This window comes from Lentibacillus sp. CBA3610 (genome assembly GCF_013373365.1).
Lineage (GTDB): Bacteria > Bacillota > Bacilli > Bacillales > Amphibacillaceae > Lentibacillus.
In genome coordinates this window covers 1,166,026-1,189,763 of sequence record NZ_CP035925.1, presented here as the reverse complement: position 1 = coordinate 1,189,763, position 23,738 = coordinate 1,166,026, and the positions used below count along the sequence as shown (strand labels likewise).

Here is a 23,738-nt window from a genome sequence, read left to right as displayed (position 1 = left end):
ACGATATCACGTATAATTTATGGTAATATCATAAGAAAAGTTAACGTTATAGCAATGAAATGGGATAGCATTACAATGAAATATCAGCATGATTGATAATCAGTGATAAAATCTATTTTATAAAAATATAGATGAAATTGTAACGTTTTCTGGTGGTAAACGACTATGGTAATGAACGGGGGATTTTTATGGAAGCCGTTTTTGAGAAGTTTTACGAGAATTATCATAATGACCTGTATCAATTTGTTTTTTATATGGTAAAAGATAAAGAAACGTGTGAAGACCTCGTTCAGGAAGTTTATATCAAAGTTTTGAAATCCTATCATTCGTTTAAAGGGGAAAGCAGTGAGAAGACTTGGCTTTTTTCGATTGCCAGACATATTACCATCGATTACTTTAGAAAGCAAAAAAGGAAACGGATTGCCGGTTTTTTTGACTGGCGTGAACATGGTGAATTAATCAAGGATCAGAATCCGCTCCCCGAAGAGATAACGGTTCAAAACGAGATGATCAGTAATGTTTACCGTTATTTGGATAAATGTACACCTGAACAAAAAAGTGTTCTCATTCTGCGTTACATACAGTCATTTACCATTCAGGAAACAGCGGATATTTTGAACGTCAGTGTGAGTAAAGTTAAAACAACGCAGCACCGGGGATTAAAAAAATTACAAACGTATATTCATTCAGAACAACAGGAAGGAGGAGATGCCGAATGAACAGATTCAAGTACAACGAAGACAAGATTAAAGAATCATTGAAACATATGCCAAAGATTAAAGATGATTTGGATAAAGACCACTTATATCAACGCATTTCCTCAGAGGTGAATCAACCTGAAAAATCACATACGAAGAAAAGATTTGCTTTTGCTCCGGTAATGTCTGCTGTTATAGCTGCTGCTGTATTACTCCTGTTAGTGCCTTTATTTATAAATGACACAATGGTACAGGATAATAGTGATCGTTCTCTTGATCAAGCATTGGATAAAACGATTTCCAATGAAAGTTCGGATGCCGGTGAAGAAGCGGGATCATCCACCGAAAGTAATGGGGAAGCGGGGGAAACTGTCTTGATGACTGATAAATCAGATTCACATGTCATCCAGGAGACCGGGGATAATGACATGATGATTCATGGTGCTGTTGCCGATTTGCAAGGACAATACATCATACCATTGTCTCTCGTTGTTTCCGATTCAGTTGAAAAAGAGCAATTTTATGGTGAAATTGGCGATCATCTGGACGAAGAGGCATGGGGTCTCAGTGATTACATGTTCTCCGATGTTGATGTCCAGTTGGATGTATCCAATCAGCAAGCTCAAATTGATCTGCCGGAGGACTTTTCTCCTGTTAAAAATGGGTCTTTAGAGGTGAGTCTGTTCGAGGACTTATTAGCAGCTATGTTTCTCCCCATTCAGGTGGATCATGTCATATTTAGTAGACCCGTCAATCTGGGTCAAATCGGAACTGTCAAAGAGCTGCCATTACAACCGACAAAAAATATCTATAAGCACTATCAGGTACCGGAATCAGAAAGAGGGTTTCTAGTGCAAGTTCCAATTGACGATCAGGCTGGTTTTGAAACAGCTTTATCTGAGATGAAAAGGGATGAGGAAGAATTTAATGTTTCTGGAACAATCCCTGAATCAGCTGACTTTTCGGTGCAGGAAAATGGCTCACAGCTCCAGGTTGATTTCACAAATATTTCAGGTGATGGAGAGATATTGACAACCATGATTGACGCCATTTTAATGACAGCAAAGAGTTTCGGTTATGAAGACGTGTTATTCTCCAATCTGCCTGATGATAACATCAATTCATACGATTTATCCGCTCCGGTCAGGGTGCCGGAAGGGGTAAACCCCATTACTCCTGAATAAAATTAATGAAGCGTTCCTGTTCAATATTAACATAGGAACGCTTCTATATACTTTTTGACTTTTCTTATAACTTCGATTAGGATAGATTATAAAGGAATCGCAAAATTTTTCTATCTGCTACATATCTTCATGTTTCAAAGGATCACCGAAAAATGGTTCATTCGCAACTTTAATAGAATCTGTAGGACATCCTTCATATGCATCCAGGATATCGTCTTCCCATTCTTCCGGCACCTCAGCAGTTCCTTCATTATCATCCAGCATAACGTATGCCAGAGCTTCATCATTATAATCATATATATCAGGCGCTGTGACACCACATGCTCCACAGGCAATACATGTTTCCTGATCGACAATTGTATATTTAACCATATTTCTCCACCCCGCCGTTTAAAACTTTCAACACAACCTATACCGTTTATTGTAAATCTGAGTTTTATACATTTCAACTCCAGCTTAACGTGTTATGATTGAAATGATACGGATAGAGGTCTTACTGCCAGTTACATGCGGGGAAAACACTTGCATGTTATCATATTGTTAAAGGAGTTCAAACATTGCTCTTAGACTATATCATTATTTCATGCTGTTCCAAATTCCGTGAAGGAAGAAGCATTTCCGCTGTCTATCATTTACTGAAGGGAAAACGCTCGATCCAAACAGTACAGGATTCACATATCTATGATTTGAAACATTTTTATGGTATCTATCAGACATTACATAAACAGGACTTTGACGAATACATACAGAAACTGTTTAAACATAACTTGCTCGTACTGAAGGGAGATAACGTTGTATTGCCAACCGATAGGGGAATGAATTGGATAAATGAGCCAGCAGAGAATGTGCCGGTGCGTTATTTTAATGGCATGGAATACAATCGTAAAGCACCGGTGTTCTGGGAACGATTGCTGCTCAGTGTTCAAACAATGACAAACAGCAGGAGCAATTCTTTCAATTTCATTCCGGTTATTGATAAACCGGATGTAATGGCTTGGGTGAAAAGTTATTATCGCCAATGGAGAAATCATCAGACAGCGTTTCTGAGCCAGCTTTATAGTGAACTCTCTCAGTTGCTGCAGCTTTTTTGGGAAAAAGAAGCCAGTCTTTTTGTTGATAGTCTGACAGGCTATAAGCATTATGGGATGAGCAGTTTTCAGCTTGCTGAGCACTATGGGCTGAGGCAGATTGATATTCCCTTAATCAGGACAGCTATTATCCATCGCATGCTGGCAATTATCACACAGGATACAGCAGCATATCCGCTTTTTGCACAATTTTTGCGGGATTTGCCGGAAGAGGCGAAGTTAACCAATTCAGCAAATAAAACCAAAAAATTTTTGGAAAGGAACTATTCAGCAGAAGACATTGCAGCCATACGGCACTTAAAATTGAATACAATCTATGATCATATGGTTGAAATTGCATTGTATGATGAATCTTTCCCGCTTGGACAGTACGTCACATCGACTGAGCAGGAGGAAATACGCACTGCCATAAACAGCACAAAATCCTATAAACTAAAAGAAATTAAACATGAGATAAGTGAAACGATCAGTTATTTTCAAATACGTCTCGTTTTAGCAACGGAAAAAACGCACCAGGGTGATTATTTTGTTAAAAGATAAAGTGCAGGAGCAACTAAGGAAACAATTTCATATTTCCTCATTTCGGTCAGGACAGGAAGAAATCATAGACGACATCATGAACGGAAACGATGTGTTGGGCATTCTCCCGACCGGTTCAGGGAAATCCCTCTGCTACCAGCTGCCCGCAACCCTGTTTGATGGCGTGACAATTGTTGTGTCGCCGTTAATTTCATTAATGGAGGATCAGGTTAAACAGTTAAAAGCAACAGGGTTTAAAAAAGTTGTGGCGTTAAACAGTTTTATGAGACCTGATGAAAGAACGCGTGTTTTCCAGCAATTGAATCAGTTTAAGTTAATTTATCTTTCGCCGGAACTCCTGCAGCAAAGTGACATGATCGAGCGGCTGAGGCAAGTCAAAATTGATGTATTCGTTATAGATGAGGCGCACTGCATTTCACAGTGGGGACACGAATTCAGACCTGATTATTTAAGGCTTGGCACCGTTCTCAGGAAATTAAATGGTCCAACTGTATTGGCATTAAGCGCGACAGCAACGATGGAAGTGCAGAACGATATCATTAACGCATTGGACAGGCCTGATATTAAAAGGCATATTCACCCGATGGACAGGGAAAATATAACGTTCATGGTAGAAAAGGTAAATGGGGACAAGGATAAGCAGGATGTACTGACAAATATTTTAAAACAAAATCGCGTACCTGCTTTGATTTATTTTTCCAGCAAACGAAAAACAGAAGAAATTGCTGCATACATATCTGAAACACTTCCTTCTCAGCGTGTTGCATTTTATCATGGTGATATGGACCAGTTAGACAGAATTACGATTCAGCAGCAGTTCATGAATGACCAACTTGATATCATCTGTTGTACAAGTGCGTTTGGAATGGGAATTAATAAACGGAATATCCGGCTGGTTTTACATTATCATTTTCCTTTGCAAATCGAGTCTTTTCTCCAGGAAATCGGCAGAGCCGGACGTGATGGCCAATCAAGTGTCAGTTTGTTATTGTATTCCCCGGGGGATGAGATGATTCAGGGCACCATTATTGAAAATGAGTTACCGGTAAAAGAAGAACTGAACAATATCTTTAATAAGCTATATCAGCTATACATAAACAGCCCGCAATTGCCGCCATTAAACCAATTGCTCGACGCATTACGGCTAAATGAGGTTCAGTGGCGATTTTTGCACTATCAAATGGAGCAACATGGTATAATTAAGAAAAATTGTCTGGTTTACGATAAGAGCGAATGGGAAAAGTCCATTCAGAAAATTGGTCGCTTTATTGAAACACGGTCAGCTTTAAAAGGAAGAAAGCTCCATGAAATGATTAATTGGATTCATGAAGAAAATTGTTTACGCGATTCACTTTATAAAAGTTTTCAGGAACACTACAAAACACCGCTGTATGCCTGCTGCAGCAATTGCGGGTTTTCATTTGAACATTGGGAACCGGCACAAACGCAAAACGATCAGGAAGCCATTTCATGGAAGACCAAATTAAAAAAATTACTGCTCAATGAGGATTATGAATTTGAAACAGAGTGACATTGTAAAACAATTAACTGATAACGAATTGAAGCAGCAACTGATCTTTTCCCAGTTGTTAATGTTGGGAATTGGTATACTGCTAAGCTTCCTGTTGTTTGACAGTATGACTGATTGGCTGCACTACTTCAGTATTGATATGAGTGACTTCATTTTTTATGGAATAGTACCGGGATTCATCATCGTCCTTATTGATTTGCTCCTGATGTATATTTTTCCGAAAAAATACTATGACGATGGCGGAATAAATGATAGAATTTTTAAAAACCGTTCCATAAAAGGAATTTTTGTTATTTCATTAATGGTTTCCGTTGCTGAAGAATTGCTGTTTCGGGGTGTTATTCAGGCAGTGTTCGGGTATATAGTTGCGAGTGTTCTATTTGCTCTTGTTCACATTCGCTATTTGAATAAACCCGTACTGTTAATTTCTGTTTTATTTGTAAGTTTCTATATTGGGTATATATTTGTCCTTACTGAAAATTTATTTGTTACAATTATTGCTCATTTTACAGTGGATTTTGTGTTAGGCGTTATCATTCGCTTTCAGAAATGAGGTTTAGTGATGATGGAAAATAAAACCAGGGAGTCAAATGATCAAGCATCAGAATTGAGACAACTCCTTGATGAAGTGGAGAATTCAAATGAACAGGAACTGCAGGAAGAGGATGGACCACAAAAGTCAGAAACAGAAACAGATACAGAAACTAATGTGGATATATTAAACTTGCCTCCTCGTAAGGAAGTGCACAGTAAATACAATAAGCGTACAAAATTAAAAATCAGCCGTGCATCGAAAAGACTCATATCAGTCATTATTATTCTGCTCCTATTGTTTGGCACAATGTTTTATCTGTGGGGAGAGGAGCTTCTTGAGATAATTGGAAATATGTAGTCTCTAACAGGTGGTTTCTGAAAAACCTTATAGACGCCACAAAAATACAAATAATAATTTATAATGTTCAACAATTACTTTAACAGCATATAGTATAGTAAAGGAAAAGTGCTGACGAATTTTTTATTCAGTTTTATGCCAGGAATATTTATGTTAAAGAGGGGGATGCTTTATGCGTATTGAGCGGGTATCCAATAACCAATTCACGATTTTTCTGACGTTTGATGATTTGATAGATCGAGGTTTTACGAAAGAAGATTTGTGGTATGATGCAGCAAATGTGAAGAGTTTATTCAGTGATATGATGTATGAAGCCAGCACCGAACTGGGTTTTGAACTGGAAGGTGTTTTGCTTGTGCAGGTACATCTGATGCAGGCACAAGGAATGCACGTCATTGTGACACAGAAGGGAAGCGAATCCAGCTGGGATGAGAATTTTGTTGAGATGAAAGTAACACTGGATGAAAGCAGCGAATTAATCTTCTCCTTCAATGATTTTGAAGATATTATTCAGGTTGCATCCAATTTGACTAAATTGGGTATAAATGGTGGTCAAATTTATCATATGGATAAACGGTACTATATGTTATTTCGTGAAGCAGAGTTTTTTCAAAAAGATAAAGAAAATGTGATTGCGATTATGTCAGAATATTCCTTTCCAAGTATTATCACATCACACAGATTGAAAGAATATGGAAAAGTGATTATGGCTTCATCTGCTGTCAGACAAATTATGGATATATTCCATAGTTAAGACGAATACACAGAAGGCTGTGTTGGCACCGCTTTCATATTCTTGTTTTTTTAGGGAGAAAATCGATTGATTTTATTGCATATTTATTGGGAAGGTGTATACTAATCTCTGAGTACAGTTATAATATAAATATTTTATAAATATCTAGGAGGTAAATTCATGGTAGCCGACAACGCAGCAGACTCTACCAAAGAAATGGATGAAAGTAAGGATGTATTGGTTTCAACACGGACTGTTGTTAAAAATGCATTGGAGAAATTGGGTTACCCTGATGAAGTTTTCGAACTGTTAAAAGATCCTATGCGCATGATAACCGTAAGAATTCCCGTCCGGATGGATGATGGTTCCATTAAAATTTTCACGGGATACCGTGCCCAGCACAATGATGCTGTTGGACCTACAAAAGGTGGTGTCAGATTTCATCCTGATGTAACGGAAAAAGAAGTAAAAGCTTTATCGATTTGGATGAGTTTAAAAGCCGGAATTGTTGATTTGCCGTATGGTGGCGGCAAAGGCGGTATTATCTGTGATCCCCGTGAGATGTCATTCCGTGAGCTCGAAGGACTAAGCAGGGGCTATGTGCGGGCCATCAGTCAGATTGTAGGCCCAAATAAAGATATTCCTGCTCCGGATGTATTCACAAATTCACAGATTATGGCATGGATGATGGATGAATACAGCCGTATTGATGAATTCAACAACCCAGGTTTTATTACGGGTAAACCAATCGTTCTGGGTGGTTCACATGGTAGAGAATCTGCAACCGCTAAAGGTGTAACAATATGCATCAATGAAGCTGCTAAGAAACAGGGTTTTGATGTCAAGGGAGCAAGGGTTGTAGTTCAAGGTTTCGGAAATGCGGGAAGTTTCCTGGCTAAATTCCTGTATGATGCTGGTGCTAAAATAGTTGGTATATCAGACGCTTACGGGGCACTCCACGACCCTGATGGACTTGATATTGATTTTCTATTGGACAGACGCGACAGTTTTGGAACGGTGACAAAACTATTCAATGATACCATTTCCAATAAAGAATTACTGGAATTGGATTGCGATATTCTTGTACCTGCAGCAGTACAAAATCAGATTACCGAAGAGAATGCCCATAATATTAAAGCACGTATTGTTGTCGAAGCTGCTAATGGCCCGACCACTTTGGAAGGAACCAGGATTCTTTCGGAACGCGGCAAGCTTCTCGTACCTGATGTGCTTGCATCCTCAGGCGGCGTTACTGTATCATATTTTGAATGGGTGCAAAACAACCAGGGATATTACTGGTCGGCAGAAGAAATTGATAAAAAACTTCATGAAAATATGATAAAAGCCTTCAATAATATTTATAACACAGCGGAAACAAGGCGCGTTGATATGCGTCTGGCGGCTTATATGTCCGGTGTGCGAAAAATGGCGGAAGCAGCAAGATTCCGTGGCTGGGTGTGAAACAGAGGCCGGATGCCAGAGGTCAGAGGTCGGATAAAGCACACAGAGGTAAAGCCGAATTATGTGACGAAAAAACTCTTATCATGTATAGTTGGATAAGAGTTTTTTAATGGAATTATATGATAAGGAAGTGCGTACGATGCAAAAAGAAGATACAATTATTATTGGAGGCGGCCCATGTGGTATGGCTTGTGCCATCGATCTTCAGGAACATGGTATAAATCCATTAATCATCGAAAAAGAGAATGTCGTCAACACAATCTATAATTTTCCAACACATCAAACGTTTTTCAGTTCAAGTGATAAACTGGAAATTGGCGGAATTCCTTTTATAACGGAAAAACAAAAGCCAGTTCGCAATCAGGCCCTGGCTTACTATCGGGATGTATCCATTCGAAAAAACCTTCGAGTCAATACGTTTGAGAGAGTTATTGACATTGTCTCTTCTGATAACAACAATTTCCGGATTGAGACGAAAAATGAAAAAGGGCTCAATCTGACCTATATAGCTGAGAATGTGATTATCGCAACCGGCTATTATGATCAGCCAAATAACATGAATATTCCCGGTGAAGAGTTGCCAAAGGTCATGCATTATTTTAAGGAAGCCCATCCTTATCTCAATAAAAATATAGTCGTTATCGGCGGGAAAAATTCGGCGGTGGACACAACACTTGAACTTCATAAAGCAGGGGCAAATATTATGGTATTATATCGTGGAGATGATTACTCCAAAAGCATTAAACCTTGGATTTTGCCTGAATTTGATTCACTTGTCCGCAAAGAAATTGTTCAAATGGAATTTAATGCGCAAATACAAAAGATAACACATGAAAAAGTAATCTATACAGCTGGAAATAAAACAAAAGAAATCGATAATGACTTTGTCTTTGCCATGACCGGATATAAGCCGGATCTTCAGTTTTTAAAACAGGCAGGAATTCAGATTGATGAGGAAACCGGTCGTCCTTATTACGAACCGGAAACAATGGAAACGAACGTACCCGGTATTTATGTGGCCGGGGTTGTGGCATCAGGTTATAATAACAATGAAATTTTTATTGAAAATGGACGCTTTCATGGCGGTACCATAGCAAGAGCCATTACATCAAAGGGATAACAGCCGAAACTGCTGTTATCCCTTTTGATTATAGCAGTATTAGTCAGGTATGTTGTTTTGCAATCATTTTAATAGCTTTTCTCGAATGTTTCTTTTAACGCATCATGGTTTGTGGTGGTTTCAAGTGTGATTAATAATTTCAGCCGTGCTTTGGGTCCTGTTAATCCGTTAGCGAAAATAACGCCCATATCTTTAAGGTCTTTGCCACCACCGTCATAACCATATGTTGGCTGGACAATTCCCTGATAACATCTGGAAACTAATATGACTGGTATGTTTTCATCTATGATTTGTTGTAATGATGATACTGTATCGATTGGCAAATTGCCCTGACCCAGCCCTTCAATCACAATTCCATCCGGCTTAAGTGCGTGAATAGCTTCCAGGATTTGCCCATTCATACCTGCATAGGCTTTTAATAAAAAGACATTTTTAGTGGTCTCATTTATCGAATATGTAACGCGTGATAAAATGGTATGGTGAAAGATAATGGAGTCTTTCGTAACTATACCAATAGGGCCATATTGCGGGCTTTGGAACGTTGCCACATTACTTGTTGATGTTTTTGTTACGTTTCTTGCTGTATGTATTTCATCGTTCATAACAACCAGCACACCTTTATTCCATGCTTGATCGCTGGCAGTTGTTCTCAAAGAGCTAATCAGGTTGTAAAGGGCATCTGAGCCTATTTCATTGGTTGACCTCATGGCGCCGGTAATGATAACCGGCTTGTTTGTTTCGACAACCAGATCAAGAAAATACGCCGTCTCTTCAAGCGTATCCGTCCCGTGTGTAACAACAAATCCATCATAATCGTCTGCCAGTTCGTTAATTTTTTTCGCCAGCTGCAGCATGTGCTGCGGTGTAATTTGCGGAGAAGGAACCGAGAAAGGAATAATCTCATCGATCTGAGCAGGTAATTCCAGCTGATTGGACAAATCCTTTAATGGATGCCGATTTGTTGTTGTTACTTCCCCCGTGTTTTTGTTTTCCAGCATTGATATCGTTCCGCCTGTATGAATAATGAGGATGTTTTTCAAGGCAATCACCTTTTCTAATTGTTATTTCCATCTGTGCTGCTGCATGATATGATAATGATAACTTCGTTGGGAAGAGGTCTTTAGGATGCTTGCTTTTTTTTCAGCGGGTATTGCTCCTGCTTTCGCATTAATGGCTTTTTTTTATTTAAAGGATCGATTTACCGAACCGCTGGCACTAATGGGCAAAACATTTCTGTTTGGTGCTCTTCTGGTGTTTCCGATCATGTTTATTCAATATGGGTTTACCGCTGAAAATATCACAGATAGCAGTTTTGTCCAATCATTTTTGCTTTCAGGACTGATTGAGGAATTCTTTAAATGGTTTATTTTTATGTACGTCATTTTTCACCATACTGATTTTGATGCGCATTACGATGGCATTGTCTACGCCGTTTCCATCAGCCTGGGCTTTGCAGCGGTCGAAAATATTTTATATTTATTCACGAATGGAATCGAATATGCTGTTACCAGAGCATTATTCCCCGTGTCTTCCCATGCATTATTCGGTGTCATGATGGGGTATCATTTCGGTAAAGCTAAAATGAGTCACCGGCATAGATACTGGAATATTTTGCTGGCTCTGTTAATCCCCGTTTTACTGCATGGTACTTATAATTATATTCTTCAAACGGTAACAAGTAATTGGTTGATATTATTAGTTCCTTTTATGATCGGTCTTTGGTTTGTTGCCCTGCGTCGAATGAAAACTGCTAATAAACAGGTCATATACAGTCCCTCTCAAAAAAAGAAAATAGAAGCGTGAAGTCCTTTGTATCAATCGATGCAAAGGATTTTTCGTTTATTTAATATAAGGCATTACTAAAAAGACAACTATATCAAATAGACATATTGGTGAATAAAAAGGCAATTTCGTAAAAAAATAGGTGCAACATCATACGACTATGCATGAGCAGGAGGAAACCATATGACGAATAAAAAAATGTACCTATTCATCATTATATGTTTTTTGGTACTGGGAGTGCAAACGACAGATTCCGCCAAACCGGTAAGTGCATTCACTGACCAAGTCATTCAACACGGTGCAGTTGGGGAGGATGTTATTGAACTGCAGGCAAGATTACAATATTTAGGTTTTTACAATGGCGACATAGATGGTGTCTTTGGTTGGGGTACGTATTGGGCGTTACGTAATTTTCAATATGAATTTGGAATGGAGATCGATGGCCTTGCCGGCACAGCAACAAAGGAAAAATTGACTGAGGCGAGCGAATATGACCGGGAATACGTACAAAATCAAATAAATCAGGGAAATGACTTTACACATTATGGAGGCGCCGATAATTCAGAACAGTCTCAGCCAAGTCCTGATAACAATAATAATGCAGGTAATAATGAGACGAATAACCAGGCAGATAATAATACCGCTAATAACGATGGTGGCGGCGCTGAACCAACCGCTGTAAACGTCCCTCAAGGGTATTCTCAAAATGATATTCAGTTAATGGCCAATGCTGTTAATGGTGAGGCAAGGGGAGAACCTTATGAAGGTCAGGTCGCTGTAGCTGCTGTCATTTTAAACCGTGTCGAAAGCCCGACATTCCCTAATTCCGTTTCCGGTGTCATTTTTGAACCGAGAGCTTTTACGGCGGTAGCTGATGGACAAATCTGGCTGACGCCGAGTGACACCTCCACAGAGGCAGTCCTCGATGCCATCAATGGGTGGGATCCATCAGGGAATGCTACCTATTATTTTAACCCGGAAACGGCAACTTCAGACTGGATTTGGTCCAGGCCACAAATTAAAAGAATTGGGAAACACATTTTTGCTAAATAGGAAGGAGTGATGTGCGTGGTACGGTGGATTTTAATTGGCGTACTCACGGTAGGACTTGTCGGTGTAGGCGTTTGGGGCTACCAGGAACATCAGGAAAAGAATGCCGTATTAATTCAAGCCGAAAACAATTATCAACGGGCTTTCCACGAACTGTCATATTACATGGATTTAATGCACGATCAAATCGGCACAGCCTTGGCTATGAATTCAAGAGAACAACTGTCACCGCAGATGATTGAAATATGGCGTTTGACATCTGAAGCTATGTCAGATGTCGGGCAGCTGCCGCTGACATTAATGCCATTTAACAAAACAGAAGAGTTTCTTTCAAATATAGGTGATTTTACCTACCAGACAGCCGTCAGGGATTTGGAAGAGGAACCTTTGAACGACAAAGAAGTGGAAACTCTGCAAAATCTGTATGAACAATCCGGTGAGTTGAAAGATGAACTGAGACAAGTACAGCACACTGTATTGGATGAGAATTTACGGTGGATGGATGTGCAATTAGCCTTATCTACCCAGGATGAACAATCCGATAATACGATTGTTGACGGTTTCGAAACAGTCGAAAAGCGAGTTGAAGGATACGCTGAAAGCAATGCAGATTCCGCACTTTCGGGAACGTCGGGAGAGGAACATGAGTATCAGAACCTGTCAGGTGGAACAATTAATCAAGAAGAAGCAGCCAGAAAAGGCGGGGATTTATTCCAAGTGGAAGATCAGGATAACTTAAATGTTACAGAAAGTGGAGATGGCGCTGACGTCCCCATTTACAGCATTTCTTATCAAAACGATAACAAAAATGGTTACCTTGATATAACAAAACAGGGTGGGCACCCACTCACACTTTTGGTTAACCGTGATGTGCAGGAGCAAAATATCAGTCTGAATGAGGGACTGGAAAAGGCAAACGACTACCTGGAACAGTTTAACTTTGATAATATGGATGTTTTTACAAGCAATCAGTTTGACAATGTCGGTGTCTACTCGTTTCTATATAATCAGGATGATGTAAGGATTTATTCCGATGCCATTGAACTGAAAATCGCACTTGATAACGGGGAACTGCTTGGATTAACTGCCAGAAACTACTTTATGAATCATAAAGAGCGGGACATTCCTGAACCGGAGCTGTCCAGCGAAGAAGCAAAGGATGAAGTCAATCCGGAAGTCGAGATAAATGAAGAGCATATGGCGATCATTGACAATGATGTCGGTGAAGAAGTGTTCGTATATGAATTTCTCGGTGTCCTTGATAATGAGACATACCGAATTTTCATAAATGCAATGGATGGAACGGAAGAAAAAGTGGAAAAATTGGGTGGTACTGAAATAAATTATGCATCCATGTCTTAGGGAAAGATTCAGGTCTTTCCCTTTTTGATTTCTTTGCAATAATAGGTATAAAGGCTTAGTTTGGGGGGGTTATGACAATTGGCACCTTACTAACGATTGAAAAACTTAACCCTGAAACAGAAAAAAGGAAAACATACCGAAGCAAGATCATTGAAAAAAATGAGCACTATTTGTTTCTTTCGCTTCTTATCGATAACGAAACAAATTCGTATCGGTTAATGAAAATCAGCAGCAATTTATTATATGTTACTGTTTCGAGAAACAGTTGGAAGCCAGGAAAAAGGAACTATCATAAAGTCGGGTAAAATCGGACACATATTGCCAGTTAAATGCGGGATAAATTTTAAAACAGTAGAACTTTTTTTAGTATGTATGTTATGATTTAAAATAAGATATTACATAGATTAAACCTTGGCCTTGGCCAAGGTTTGAGTGTTCACAAACTGAGTGGCGGGACTGAGAGGAATGGATGACAGCAATGGATAAAAGTGAAATAGCAGTAGCAATCGATGGCCCGGCAGCAGCCGGAAAAAGTACCGTTTCTAAAATGGTCGCAAAGGAATTATCATTTATTTATATTGATACCGGGGCTATGTACAGAGCATTGACATATAAAGCACTGTGTCATCAGGTTTCTTTGGAGGATGAGCAGGAACTTTCCGGGTTATTAGCTGATACAAATATCGAATTGGCGCAAGGGAAAGAAAATCAACTTGTCCTGGTTGATGGTGATGATGTAACACAGGACATTCGTTCAGAGATAGTGACAAATAATGTGTCCCACGCAGCCAAACATCCAAATATACGCCGGGAAATGGTTAAAAGGCAGCGGAATCTGGCTCAAAAACGTGGTGTTGTAATGGATGGGCGGGATATTGGAACACACGTCATCCCTGATGCAGAAGTGAAGATATTTTTAAAAGCATCTGTGGAAGAGCGTGCAAAACGCCGATATGAGGAAATGGTCCGGAAATCAATTTCCGCTGATTTTGAAAAAATAAAACAGGAAATTGAACAAAGGGACCAGATTGACTCAAAACGTGAAGTTGCGCCATTAATAAAAGCCGATGACGCAATTGAGCTTGATACAACAAATTTATCAATTGATGAGGTCACAGCCTCTATTCTTCGAGAAGTCAACAAGATGCTGCCTGATAAAGGGGAGAAATGATGAGTCTTTATAAAACAGCTAAATCGGTTGTATCATTGATATTTTATCCGTTGTACCGCATCCGGGTTATTGGTAAGGAGAATGTCCCAAAAAGCGGTCCGGTTATTATTTGCTCAAATCATATTTCCAATTTGGATCCTCCGGTTGTCGGAATCACCTCACCACGGGACATATATTTTATGGCAAAAGGAGAGTTGTTCGAAAAACCGATTTTGGGTAAACTATTGTCAGGTATTCATGCATTTCCGGTGAAAAGGGGAATGAAAGACAGGAATGCACTGCGCAAAGGATTGGAAATTTTGGAAAATGGCAATACACTTGGTTTATTTCCGGAGGGGACACGCAGCAAAACAGGGCAGCTGGGAGATCCGCTGGCAGGAGCTGGTTTCTTTGCGTTACGGTCCAATGCGGCAATCGTGCCATGCGCCATTATCGGGCCATATAAACCGGGCAGTAAATTAACCGTCATTTATGGTGAGCCAATGGATATTGAAGCATATCGTGCGGCGAAAACATCGGCTAAAGAAACAGCAGCGGCAATCATGACTGAAATCGGAAATTTAATTGAAAATTATAATTCCCAACATGCTTCGCTTGACAAATAATTATAAATATTAGAAGTTATAAAAAAGAGTAATATGATTTCTGTTGGTACGTATTTTAAGGAGGGCTAATGGTATGACTGAATCCAGTAACGAAACGACGCAAATAAATATAGGAGATATCGTAACAGGAACTGCCATAAAAGTGGAAGATAAACAAGTTCTTGTCGATATTGGCTACAAAACGGAAGGTATTGTGCCAATTGGTGAATTATCCAGCCTGCATATTGAAAAAGCAAGTGACATTGTGCAGGAGGGTGATTCATTAACATTATATGTTAAAAAAATGGATGATGATGATGAAGTCATTTTATCCAAAAAAGCAGTCGATGCAGAGCGAGCATGGGAAGAATTAGAAGAAAAGTATCACAGTGGTGATGTATTTGAGACGGAAGTTAAAGAAGTCGTTAAAGGCGGCCTCGTCGCTGATGTAGGTGTACGGGGGTTCATTCCGGCATCACTGGTGGAAACTTACTACGTTGAGGATTTTTCGGATTATATAGATAATTCTTTGACTGTTAAAATAGTCGATTTGGACAAGGAGCAAAACCGGATCATTTTATCTCATAAAGATGTTGTACAAGATGAAATGGATGCCAAAAAACAAGAAGTGCTGCAATCCTTGGAAGAAGGACAAGTACTGGAGGGTACGGTACAGCGGTTGACCAATTTCGGTGTCTTTGTTGACCTTGGCGGTATCGATGGTCTTGTTCACATTTCACAGTTGGCACATGAACATGTCGAAAAACCTTCAGATGTTGTTGCAGAAGGAGAAGAGATCAACGTCGAAGTCTTATCCGTTGACAGGGATAATGAACGAATCTCGCTTTCACACAAGAAAACACTTCCAGGCCCATGGGCAGATATTGAGGATCGTGTATCAAGAGGTGATGTTCTCGACGGTACAGTCAAACGTCTGGTAAACTTCGGTGCTTTTGTTGAAGTGCTGCCGGGAGTTGAAGGGTTGGTTCATATTTCACAAATTGCCAATCGGCATATTGGAACACCTCAGGAAGTGCTGGAGATAGGCCAGGAAATTCAAGTGAAAGTCCTGGATGTCAATGAACAGGAAGAACGCATATCACTCAGCATAAAAGAGCTGGAACAGGAAAAAGAAGCTTCAGAAATGAAACAATATGAAAAAGATGACGACCAGTCAGGATTCCAGCTGGGTGATTTTATCGGCGATGAATTGAACAAATACAAGTAATTAACGTTTTAATCAAAGCTCTTTCCAATCCGGAAAGAGCTTTTTTAGCTTCTGCATGGCCTGCTTTCAAAAAGTTTATTAGCTTTTACACAAAACCCATAAACTGCGACGTAAGTGCTTTGTTGATCTCGGCATCGTTTGTTGCTTTCTGCCCCCGCAGCCCGTACACACTTCGCTTTCCGGGGGCGGCTGGTGAGCCTCCTCGTGCTCACGCACTGCGGGGTCTCACCGATGCCTTAGCCCCCCCAGGAGTCTTCGTGTGTACGGGCTGCTAGTAAGGAATTTATACGCTTTATATTCCCTTAAGAAATATTAAATAAGTGTATACGAGATTATAAAGCACAACACGAGCGGAGGAAATACACGGAGACTGCGGGAAAAGTGACCAATGTGAGACCCCGCAGCGACGAGCAGAACATCCACCGAGTAGGCTGCGAGTTGCGAGGAGTGCTGCTTCGCCGAACACACTTGCAACACGACGAGCACACAGGGACGAGCGAGGAGGCTAACGGGTCACCCGCGGAAAGCGGAGTGTATTTCCGTAGCGGTATCACAGCACTCATATATTTTTCACTGTGTCGCAGTTTATATCAACTCCGTAAAAGCAACAAAATATACGAAAAAGGACCTTGAGCAGTAATCTTTAGTAAATACTCTTTTGTTTAAAATACTGAAAAGCCAGCCATAATGGTAGTGGCAGGTGAGGTATAGTGAGCAGTGGACTTCTTTTTTATTGGTTTTCATGGATTTTATGGATCATTGTTACCTTTTTTATGTCAAAAACAAAGCTCAGGACATTATTGGCATGCTGGCTTTTAATATTGATTTTATGCTCCAATATATACATAGCCGTTAACGATTTTCAGCTCGCTGTAAGCTACTTGGTTCTTTGTGCCGGCGCTGTCATTTTGCATACAAAGATTGCCGGAATGATTTTCCATGTGTTCGGTTCATTCACCATTATGATTGGATATGCCGGGATTTTTATTTTCGATACATTTACACCATTAAAATTATTTTTCCCTTCTTTTTTAATTATTTCATGTATCCTATTCATGCTAATTACCTTAATAACAACAGGACTTTGGAACAGGTTGGCTTGTGTATTACTCGGGATGGCAGGCGGCGAATTATTATATAATATTGTGGTATCTTCATATTTTGCAACCGATGTCATTGGTGATAAACGCTTTTTCGATTTTATTCTGGTGGTTACCGTTGCTATTATCTGTCAGGATTTTCTATTAACACTAAAACAGAAATTAACACAGAAACTTCATAAAAAGAATACCAATTCAAAGCCATTATTCAGGAAGCAGGCACAATAATAATTGTGATAAAACAATTCATTTGCTAGAATTAGTAAAAGCTTAAAGCATTGTTGCAAATAATAATCAGGATAATAATCAAGAGAAAAAGAAAGGATGTTCCTTTCATGAGAAAATCGGTCGTAGCAATTGTAGGAAGACCTAATGTTGGAAAGTCAACCATTTTCAACCGACTTGTCGGGGAACGGATTTCAATTGTAGAAGACACACCAGGTGTTACACGTGACCGGGTTTATGCGGAAGCGGAATGGCTGACAACAACATTTAATGTCATCGATACAGGCGGTATTGAAGTGAGTGATGAACCATTACTCGTTCAAATGCGTAATCAGGCGGAAATAGCAATCGATGAATCGGATGTCATCATATTTTTACTGAATGGACGTGAAGGTATCACAGCCGCTGATGAAGAGGTAGCTAAAATCTTATACAAATCAAATAAACCGGTTGTTGTTGCCGTGAATAAAATGGATAATCCCGAAATGCGGGAAGACATTTATGAATATTATGCTTTGGGATTTGGCGAACCATATCCAATTTCCGGTTCACATGGTCTGGGGCTTGGTGATTTATTGGATTCCGTTGTCGGGTATTTCCCGGAAATGTATGATGATGAGCCTGATGAGGATACCATCTACTTCAGTTTAATCGGAAGACCCAATGTAGGAAAGTCATCACTTGTCAATACGTTATTGAATGAAGAACGCGTTATTGTAAGTGAACAGGAAGGCACGACGAGAGAAGCGATTGATACTCACCTGCATAAGGATAATCAGGATTTTGTCATTATTGATACGGCCGGTATGCGCAGACGCGGGAAAGTTTATGAAGCAACTGAAAAATATAGTGTGCTGCGTGCATTAAAGGCAATCGAACGGTCAGATGTGGTTTTGGTTCTGATTGATGCTGAAACAGGTATAAGAGAACAGGATAAAAAAATTGCCGGTTACGCACATGAAGCAGGCCGCGGTATCATCATCGTCGTAAACAAATGGGATACAGTCGAATCACATGAAAAAGCGATGAAAGAATTTGAGCAAAAGGTGCGGGCCCAATTTCAATATTTGGATTATGCACCGATTGTTTTCTTGTCCGCTAAAACAAAGAAACGACTACATACGTTAATTCCTGCGGTTAAGACAGCCAGCGAGAATCATACGAAACGTGTACCAACAAATGTGTTGAATGATGTGATCATGGATGCGCTGGCAATGAATCCAACGCCAACGATTAAAGGTAAACGGCTGAAAGTGCTCTATACAACTCAGGTTGCTGTCAAGCCGCCAAGTTTTGTTGTATTTGTTAATGACCCTGATTTAATGCATTTTTCGTATCGGCGATTTTTGGAAAACCGGATCAGGGATGCATTCGGTTTTGCAGGAACACCAATTAATATATTTGCACGAAAACGGCAATAATTATGATTAACCTTAATAAGGAGGACTATCCTTGAGTAAAGTAGCGGTATTAGGGGCCGGAAGTTGGGGAACAGCTTTAAGCATTGTTCTTGGTGATAATGGACACGACGTTCGATTGTGGACACACCGCAAGGAACAGGCAGAAGAAATTAACACGGCATTCAGAAATGAAAAATATCTGGATGCCAATATCCCTGAACAGGTCAAAGCATTCAATAATTTGGAAAAAGCAATTGATAATGTTACTGCCATTATTATGGTTGTACCAACAAAAGCAATCCGTGAAGTTTGCATGGCGTTGAATAAAACATTAACACACAAGGCAGTCATTATCCATGCGACGAAAGGTATCGAACCGGAATCATTGAAACGGGTCTCTCAAGTAATCAGTGAGGAAATGTACGATTATGATTATGAAGACATTGTCGTGTTGTCCGGACCAAGTCACGCCGAAGAAGTCGGCAAGCGGCAGCCAACCACGGTGACTGTTTCTTCATTAAACAATCATAACGTTGAATTCGCACAGGATTTGTTCATTAATGAATCATTCCGGGTCTACACAAGCACTGATATGGTAGGGATTGAATTGGGTGGTGCATTAAAAAATATTATTGCACTTGGGGCCGGAATATCCGATGGTTTAGGATATGGCGACAACGCAAAAGCTGCCCTTATTACGAGGGGGTTGGCGGAAATAACCCGCTTGGGTGCGTCACTTGGTGCCAGCCCTTTAACCTTTTTGGGATTGCCTGGTGTCGGTGATCTGATTGTCACATGTACAAGCCCCCACAGCCGGAATTGGCGTGCCGGTAACATGCTGGGGAAAGGCCAGAAACTTGATGCGGTGCTGGAGCAAATGGGGATGGTCGTTGAAGGTGTCAGGACAACAAAAGCTGCTTACCAGTTTGCGCAGGAACAGCAGATTGAAATGCCGATTACAGAAGGTTTATATCAGATTCTTGTTAATGATAAAAAGCCCGGAGATGTTGTTGAACAGTTAATGAATCGGAATAAACGTGAGGAAATGGATGATATTTCGAGCTTATTAAGTGCCAATTATCCGCAATAACACTTAATCGCGCGCCCCTGCATATAATGTCTTGAAATGAATATGCAAGGAGGCGAGCATGTGAGCAATTTTCAAGACAATCTTTTTGATAAAGTTCAGCAGAATTCAGATATTAGTCCAAATGACATTCATAAGGTGGCAGATTCTGTCAAGCAAGCTGATTTTTCTGATGAAAAAACAGTGAGAGATCTGGTACAGCGATTATCAAAGTTAGCAAATAAACCGATTCCCAAAGAAAAAGAAGATAAAATTGTAGAATCAATAACGAAAAATAACATGCCCATGGATATGCAGACATTGAATAAAATGTTTAAAAAATAGGTTTAACTGGGCAAGTGAGGATACATTGATCCGTATGCTCGCATAATATAAATCGCACAAGCATTCATGGATGGAGTTGCTGTGGGTATTATTTAGTCGTGCCGGGATGAAGCCAGCCCCCTTCATTCCGGATTTTTAACATGTTAATATAGACTTGATAATAAAAACTAAGGCTTTCACTTATAAACTTGGTGAAAGCCTTAATTTTTCTGGCGTGTCCATGCAGCATGTGATATGTTATAATACGGTGTGCATGTTTTAAATGGGAGTGGATGAAATGTCGGAAAGTATGATGAACATGTGGATTTCATTCGTTGGTATGGGCTTATTGATTGTGGCGATGGGGCTCATATTGCTCAGCAGATATAAATTAAAAGGTTTATTATCGGCAATTGTGACCTTGTTTGCATATATTTCATTGCTGGTTGGCGCATTTATCATTCTATATATTGTTTTTAGCGGTCCAACCGCATAGGAGGCTCAGGGGTGATGAAAAATACATATATCCGGCTCTTTAGTTTATTATTGATGATAAGCCTGCTAAGCGGGTGTCTCTATCCGGATAGTGAACGATCAGAAAATCAGGAGCCGAATGAACACCAGGTTGAAGAAGTGCAAACAGCAGTCGATCAATATCAGAAACAAACGAATGGTCTCCTGCCAATCAGGACAAAATCCAGTGATACACCTATCTTTCAAAAGTATTTAGTTGACTTCCAGCTGCTCAAAGAACAGAATATCATGACTGAAATTCCGGGAACTGCTTACCAGAATGGTGGTATATATCAATATACAATTATAAACCCGGAGGATGACCCGAGTGTGAAGGTGATTGATTTACGTATTTCAGATGCTATCAGGGAAGTAGCTGTAAAGCTTAATATTTATCGGAACGAGAACCTTTATCCTCCATTTGGCGAGGAAATTGCTGATGGGGTTTTCCTGGTGGATCATGAAGAACTGGGACTTGAATCCCGGCCATATGTGGTCAGTCCCTACTCACAGGAAAACCTGCCGATTGTGATGGACACAGAAGGTAACCTTTATGTCGACTATCGAATTGATTTAACAAGAGCACTGGAAGAATATGAACATGATTTGGAAGAAGGTCAGGACATCCGATATCTATTAGCTGAAAACACACCATTCGCACCGGCCTATTCCCTGCCATATACTATTCAGGACGGTGAACCCGTTTTCAGTTCAATGGAAAATTAATAAGCATAATCAATCCCTTGTGACATATATTGTGTTGCAGGGGATTTATTATTGGAAAAATGACGGATCTTTTTTGATTCTTTTAGGCCTAATTAAGTCATATTTTGATAGGACAACATCATAGACTTGTAATGTCAATATTTCGCAGATTGTTTATGATTTTTGGAAAAGGAGATCGGGAGGGGATCGTTTGGAGAGAGTTGATATTTTCAAAGATATTTCGAAGCGGACGAATGGAGATATTTATCTTGGTATTGTAGGTGCTGTCCGGACCGGTAAATCAACGTTCATTAAACATTTCATGGAACTTGGTGTTCTGCCGAATATTGCAGATGAAAGTGAACGTGGCAGAGCCCATGATGAATTGCCGCAAAGTGCCGGCGGAAAAACAATTATGACAACCGAGCCAAAGTTCATTCCGAATCAGGCAGTATCGGTTCACGTTGATGAAGGTCTTGACGTAAACGTTCGTCTGGTTGATTGTGTTGGGTATGCTGTAGAAGGTGCTAAAGGATTTGAGGATGAAAATGGTCCCAGAATGATTAACACACCATGGTATGAGGACCCTATACCATTCCATGACGCAGCTGAGATCGGAACACGAAAAGTTATCCAAGAACATTCAACAATCGGTGTTATTGTTACGACCGACGGAACATTTGGAGAAATTACACGTACGGATTATCAGGAACCGGAAGAAAAAATAGTGGAAGAAATGAAAGAAGTTGGGAAGCCTTTTATTATGGTCGTCAATTCGGCACAGCCGACGAGTGAGGAAACCGAATTGTTACGCCAGGATCTAACCGAAAAATATGACATTCCGGTACTGGCAATGAATGTGGAAACGATGACCGAACATGATGTTTATAATGTCATGCGCGAAGCCTTATACGAATTCCCGGTACTGGAAGTGAATGTCAACCTGCCGAGTTGGGTGATGGTGCTTAACGAAGACCACTGGCTGCAGAGAAGTTATCAGGAAGCGATTCAATCAACTGTCAAAAATATCAGGCGGCTGCGTGATGTTGATCATATTATAGGCGATTTCTCGGAATATGATTATATTGACAGTGCCAATTTAGCTGGTATGGAAATGGGAGATGGTGTAGCAGAAATTGATTTGCATGCGCCAGACCATTTGTATGATGAAGTGCTGAAAGAAATAGTCGGTGAGGAGATACGTGGAAAAGATCATTTACTTGAACTTATGCAGGATTTTGCTCACGCCAAACGGGAGTATGACCAAGTGGCAGGTGCTCTGCAAATGGTGAAGCAGACCGGTTATGGCATTGCAGCACCAACTTTGGAAGATATGGAATTGGACGAACCGGAAATTATTCGTCAGGGCTCCAGATTCGGTGTCCGCCTAAAAGCGATTGCGCCATCAATTCATATGGTAAAAGTGGAAGTTGAATCGGAATTTGCCCCAATTATCGGCACCGAAAAACAAAGTGAGGAATTAGTAAGGTACCTGATGCAGGATTTTGAGGAGGATCCGTTATCCATCTGGGAATCAGACATCTTCGGCAGATCACTGAGTTCAATCGTCAGGGAAGGCATTCAGGCAAAAATTTCACTCATGCCGGAAAATGCCAGATACAAATTAAAAGATACACTGGAGAGGATCATCAACGAGGGATCCGGCGGGTTAATAGCCATTATTTTATAGCAGCTATACATAGTTGCTATTTTTTTGTGCCAAATTTTTTAACAGTCCCAGGCAGGAATTCGCTTATGTATGTCGTATATGTTAAACATAAGCAAGTGATGGTATTTCGTTATTTTTTTAAAATCACGGGAAATTATAGCCAAAAATGAAATAAAACCTGATAAATTAGGCATTTATTGTTGAATTTTGTTCCAAACTCGGTTAATATAAGCCATGTCATCATTGATTTTGATGGCTTAAGTATAAAAAAAGGCAATTTGGGAACAAATGGTGATATATTTACAATTTGTT

The 23,738-nt window shown here is 40.0% G+C and carries 25 protein-coding genes; 23 read left to right on the top strand and 2 right to left on the bottom strand.

All coding sequences use genetic code 11. From position 1 onward, the window contains the following. Positions 1–188: 188 nt before the first annotated feature. Positions 189–719, top strand: a complete 531-nt coding sequence (locus tag Len3610_RS06035) for an RNA polymerase sigma factor SigX (RefSeq protein WP_176447158.1) — start codon at positions 189–191, stop codon at positions 717–719. Beyond that, positions 716–1,882: a hypothetical protein gene (locus tag Len3610_RS06030; protein ID WP_176447157.1), complete on the top strand. Its 1,167-nt coding sequence runs from the start codon at positions 716–718 to the stop codon at positions 1,880–1,882. Before Len3610_RS06035 ends, Len3610_RS06030 begins: the two co-directional genes overlap by 4 nt. A gap of 117 nt (positions 1,883–1,999) precedes the next feature. On the opposite strand, the gene Len3610_RS06025 is transcribed toward Len3610_RS06030, so the two are convergent. After that, positions 2,000–2,254 carry a ferredoxin gene (locus tag Len3610_RS06025; protein ID WP_176447156.1) on the bottom strand — a complete coding sequence of 85 codons (255 nt, stop codon included), beginning with the start codon at positions 2,252–2,254 and terminating at the stop codon, positions 2,000–2,002. 185 nt (positions 2,255–2,439) lie between these two features. Here Len3610_RS06025 and Len3610_RS06020 point away from each other — a divergent pair, with 185 nt between their 5' ends. The 7 genes from Len3610_RS06020 to Len3610_RS05990 all read left to right on the top strand — a co-directional run bounded on the left by Len3610_RS06020 (position 2,440) and on the right by Len3610_RS05990 (position 9,247). Next, complete coding sequence (locus tag Len3610_RS06020) at positions 2,440–3,510, top strand: YpbB family protein (RefSeq protein ID WP_176447155.1); 1,071 nt, start codon at positions 2,440–2,442, stop codon at positions 3,508–3,510. After that, the gene (locus tag Len3610_RS06015) at positions 3,488–5,041 is read left to right on the top strand and encodes a RecQ family ATP-dependent DNA helicase (protein ID WP_369693650.1); all 1,554 of its coding nucleotides are present in this window, start codon (positions 3,488–3,490) and stop codon (positions 5,039–5,041) included. Before Len3610_RS06020 ends, Len3610_RS06015 begins: the two co-directional genes overlap by 23 nt. Next, positions 5,022–5,594 (top strand): CPBP family intramembrane glutamic endopeptidase, encoded by a 573-nt coding sequence (locus tag Len3610_RS06010; protein WP_369693649.1) that lies wholly within the window; start codon positions 5,022–5,024, stop codon positions 5,592–5,594. Before Len3610_RS06015 ends, Len3610_RS06010 begins: the two co-directional genes overlap by 20 nt. 9 nt (positions 5,595–5,603) lie before the next feature. Then, positions 5,604–5,933 carry a hypothetical protein gene (locus Len3610_RS06005; protein ID WP_255259810.1) on the top strand — a complete coding sequence of 110 codons (330 nt, stop codon included), beginning with the start codon at positions 5,604–5,606 and terminating at the stop codon, positions 5,931–5,933. Between the two features lie 172 nt (positions 5,934–6,105). Then, positions 6,106–6,687, top strand: a complete 582-nt coding sequence (locus Len3610_RS06000; RefSeq protein ID WP_176447153.1) for a genetic competence negative regulator — start codon at positions 6,106–6,108, stop codon at positions 6,685–6,687. 159 nt (positions 6,688–6,846) lie between these two features. Continuing rightward, positions 6,847–8,127, top strand: coding sequence for a Glu/Leu/Phe/Val family dehydrogenase (locus tag Len3610_RS05995; protein WP_176447152.1), 1,281 nt, complete (start codon positions 6,847–6,849; stop codon positions 8,125–8,127). Positions 8,128–8,266: 139 nt separating this feature from the next. After that, positions 8,267–9,247, top strand: a complete 981-nt coding sequence (locus tag Len3610_RS05990) for a YpdA family putative bacillithiol disulfide reductase (RefSeq protein ID WP_176449569.1) — start codon at positions 8,267–8,269, stop codon at positions 9,245–9,247. 68 nt (positions 9,248–9,315) lie between these two features. Here Len3610_RS05990 and Len3610_RS05985 read toward each other — a convergent pair whose 3' ends face one another. After that, complete coding sequence (locus Len3610_RS05985; RefSeq protein ID WP_176447151.1) at positions 9,316–10,287, bottom strand: asparaginase; 972 nt, start codon at positions 10,285–10,287, stop codon at positions 9,316–9,318. Between the two features lie 85 nt (positions 10,288–10,372). Between Len3610_RS05985 and prsW the strand changes: the two genes are divergently transcribed. The 14 genes from prsW to spoIVA all read left to right on the top strand — a co-directional run bounded on the left by prsW (position 10,373) and on the right by spoIVA (position 23,447). After that, positions 10,373–11,050 carry a glutamic-type intramembrane protease PrsW gene (gene prsW / locus Len3610_RS05980; protein ID WP_176447150.1) on the top strand — a complete coding sequence of 226 codons (678 nt, stop codon included), beginning with the start codon at positions 10,373–10,375 and terminating at the stop codon, positions 11,048–11,050. A 162-nt stretch (positions 11,051–11,212) separates the two neighbouring features. Further along, positions 11,213–12,082, top strand: a complete 870-nt coding sequence (sleB, locus tag Len3610_RS05975) for a spore cortex-lytic enzyme (protein ID WP_176447149.1) — start codon at positions 11,213–11,215, stop codon at positions 12,080–12,082. 15 nt (positions 12,083–12,097) lie between these two features. Beyond that, on the top strand, positions 12,098–13,441 hold the full coding sequence (ypeB, locus tag Len3610_RS05970; RefSeq protein ID WP_176447148.1) for a germination protein YpeB: 1,344 nt from the start codon (positions 12,098–12,100) through the stop codon (positions 13,439–13,441). A 71-nt stretch (positions 13,442–13,512) separates the two neighbouring features. Next, positions 13,513–13,746, top strand: coding sequence for a hypothetical protein (locus Len3610_RS05965; protein ID WP_176447147.1), 234 nt, complete (start codon positions 13,513–13,515; stop codon positions 13,744–13,746). A 173-nt stretch (positions 13,747–13,919) separates the two neighbouring features. Then, entirely contained in the window at positions 13,920–14,612 is a 693-nt protein-coding gene (gene cmk, locus Len3610_RS05960) for a (d)CMP kinase (protein WP_176447146.1), read from the top strand. Next, positions 14,612–15,217 carry a lysophospholipid acyltransferase family protein gene (locus Len3610_RS05955; RefSeq protein ID WP_176449568.1) on the top strand — a complete coding sequence of 202 codons (606 nt, stop codon included), beginning with the start codon at positions 14,612–14,614 and terminating at the stop codon, positions 15,215–15,217. The genes cmk and Len3610_RS05955 overlap by 1 nt, the downstream gene beginning before the upstream one ends. 73 nt (positions 15,218–15,290) lie before the next feature. Continuing rightward, on the top strand, positions 15,291–16,424 hold the full coding sequence (gene rpsA, locus Len3610_RS05950) for a 30S ribosomal protein S1 (protein ID WP_176447145.1): 1,134 nt from the start codon (positions 15,291–15,293) through the stop codon (positions 16,422–16,424). A gap of 710 nt (positions 16,425–17,134) precedes the next feature. Then, complete coding sequence (locus tag Len3610_RS05945; RefSeq protein WP_176447144.1) at positions 17,135–17,752, top strand: YphA family membrane protein; 618 nt, start codon at positions 17,135–17,137, stop codon at positions 17,750–17,752. Between the two features lie 107 nt (positions 17,753–17,859). Continuing rightward, positions 17,860–19,170 (top strand): ribosome biogenesis GTPase Der, encoded by a 1,311-nt coding sequence (der, locus tag Len3610_RS05940; RefSeq protein WP_176447143.1) that lies wholly within the window; start codon positions 17,860–17,862, stop codon positions 19,168–19,170. Between the two features lie 31 nt (positions 19,171–19,201). Next, complete coding sequence (locus tag Len3610_RS05935; protein ID WP_176447142.1) at positions 19,202–20,239, top strand: NAD(P)H-dependent glycerol-3-phosphate dehydrogenase; 1,038 nt, start codon at positions 19,202–19,204, stop codon at positions 20,237–20,239. A 60-nt stretch (positions 20,240–20,299) separates the two neighbouring features. Next, positions 20,300–20,560, top strand: coding sequence for a stage VI sporulation protein F (locus tag Len3610_RS05930; RefSeq protein WP_176447141.1), 261 nt, complete (start codon positions 20,300–20,302; stop codon positions 20,558–20,560). Positions 20,561–20,837: 277 nt separating this feature from the next. After that, positions 20,838–21,035 (top strand): DUF2768 domain-containing protein, encoded by a 198-nt coding sequence (locus Len3610_RS05925; protein ID WP_176447140.1) that lies wholly within the window; start codon positions 20,838–20,840, stop codon positions 21,033–21,035. Positions 21,036–21,049: 14 nt separating this feature from the next. Beyond that, positions 21,050–21,778 (top strand): hypothetical protein, encoded by a 729-nt coding sequence (locus Len3610_RS05920; protein ID WP_176449567.1) that lies wholly within the window; start codon positions 21,050–21,052, stop codon positions 21,776–21,778. A 190-nt stretch (positions 21,779–21,968) separates the two neighbouring features. Next, on the top strand, positions 21,969–23,447 hold the full coding sequence (gene spoIVA, locus Len3610_RS05915) for a stage IV sporulation protein A (RefSeq protein ID WP_176447139.1): 1,479 nt from the start codon (positions 21,969–21,971) through the stop codon (positions 23,445–23,447). Positions 23,448–23,738: the final 291 nt, after the last annotated feature.

Coding starts and splice junctions, on each gene's coding strand:
- der (WP_176447143.1), top strand. CDS start 17,860: ATGAGAAAATCGGTCGTAGCAATTGTAGGAAGACCTAATGTTGGAAAG.
- Len3610_RS05920 (WP_176449567.1), top strand. CDS start 21,050: ATGAAAAATACATATATCCGGCTCTTTAGTTTATTATTGATGATAAGC.
- Len3610_RS06030 (WP_176447157.1), top strand. CDS start 716: ATGAACAGATTCAAGTACAACGAAGACAAGATTAAAGAATCATTGAAA.
- Len3610_RS05925 (WP_176447140.1), top strand. CDS start 20,838: ATGTCGGAAAGTATGATGAACATGTGGATTTCATTCGTTGGTATGGGC.
- Len3610_RS05990 (WP_176449569.1), top strand. CDS start 8,267: ATGCAAAAAGAAGATACAATTATTATTGGAGGCGGCCCATGTGGTATG.
- Len3610_RS06005 (WP_255259810.1), top strand. CDS start 5,604: ATGATGGAAAATAAAACCAGGGAGTCAAATGATCAAGCATCAGAATTG.
- Len3610_RS06035 (WP_176447158.1), top strand. CDS start 189: ATGGAAGCCGTTTTTGAGAAGTTTTACGAGAATTATCATAATGACCTG.
- Len3610_RS05995 (WP_176447152.1), top strand. CDS start 6,847: ATGGTAGCCGACAACGCAGCAGACTCTACCAAAGAAATGGATGAAAGT.
- Len3610_RS05955 (WP_176449568.1), top strand. CDS start 14,612: ATGAGTCTTTATAAAACAGCTAAATCGGTTGTATCATTGATATTTTAT.
- Len3610_RS06000 (WP_176447153.1), top strand. CDS start 6,106: ATGCGTATTGAGCGGGTATCCAATAACCAATTCACGATTTTTCTGACG.
- prsW (WP_176447150.1), top strand. CDS start 10,373: ATGCTTGCTTTTTTTTCAGCGGGTATTGCTCCTGCTTTCGCATTAATG.
- cmk (WP_176447146.1), top strand. CDS start 13,920: ATGGATAAAAGTGAAATAGCAGTAGCAATCGATGGCCCGGCAGCAGCC.
- Len3610_RS06010 (WP_369693649.1), top strand. CDS start 5,022: ATGAATTTGAAACAGAGTGACATTGTAAAACAATTAACTGATAACGAA.
- rpsA (WP_176447145.1), top strand. CDS start 15,291: ATGACTGAATCCAGTAACGAAACGACGCAAATAAATATAGGAGATATC.
- sleB (WP_176447149.1), top strand. CDS start 11,213: ATGACGAATAAAAAAATGTACCTATTCATCATTATATGTTTTTTGGTA.
- Len3610_RS06025 (WP_176447156.1), bottom strand. CDS start 2,254: ATGGTTAAATATACAATTGTCGATCAGGAAACATGTATTGCCTGTGGA.
- Len3610_RS05965 (WP_176447147.1), top strand. CDS start 13,513: ATGACAATTGGCACCTTACTAACGATTGAAAAACTTAACCCTGAAACA.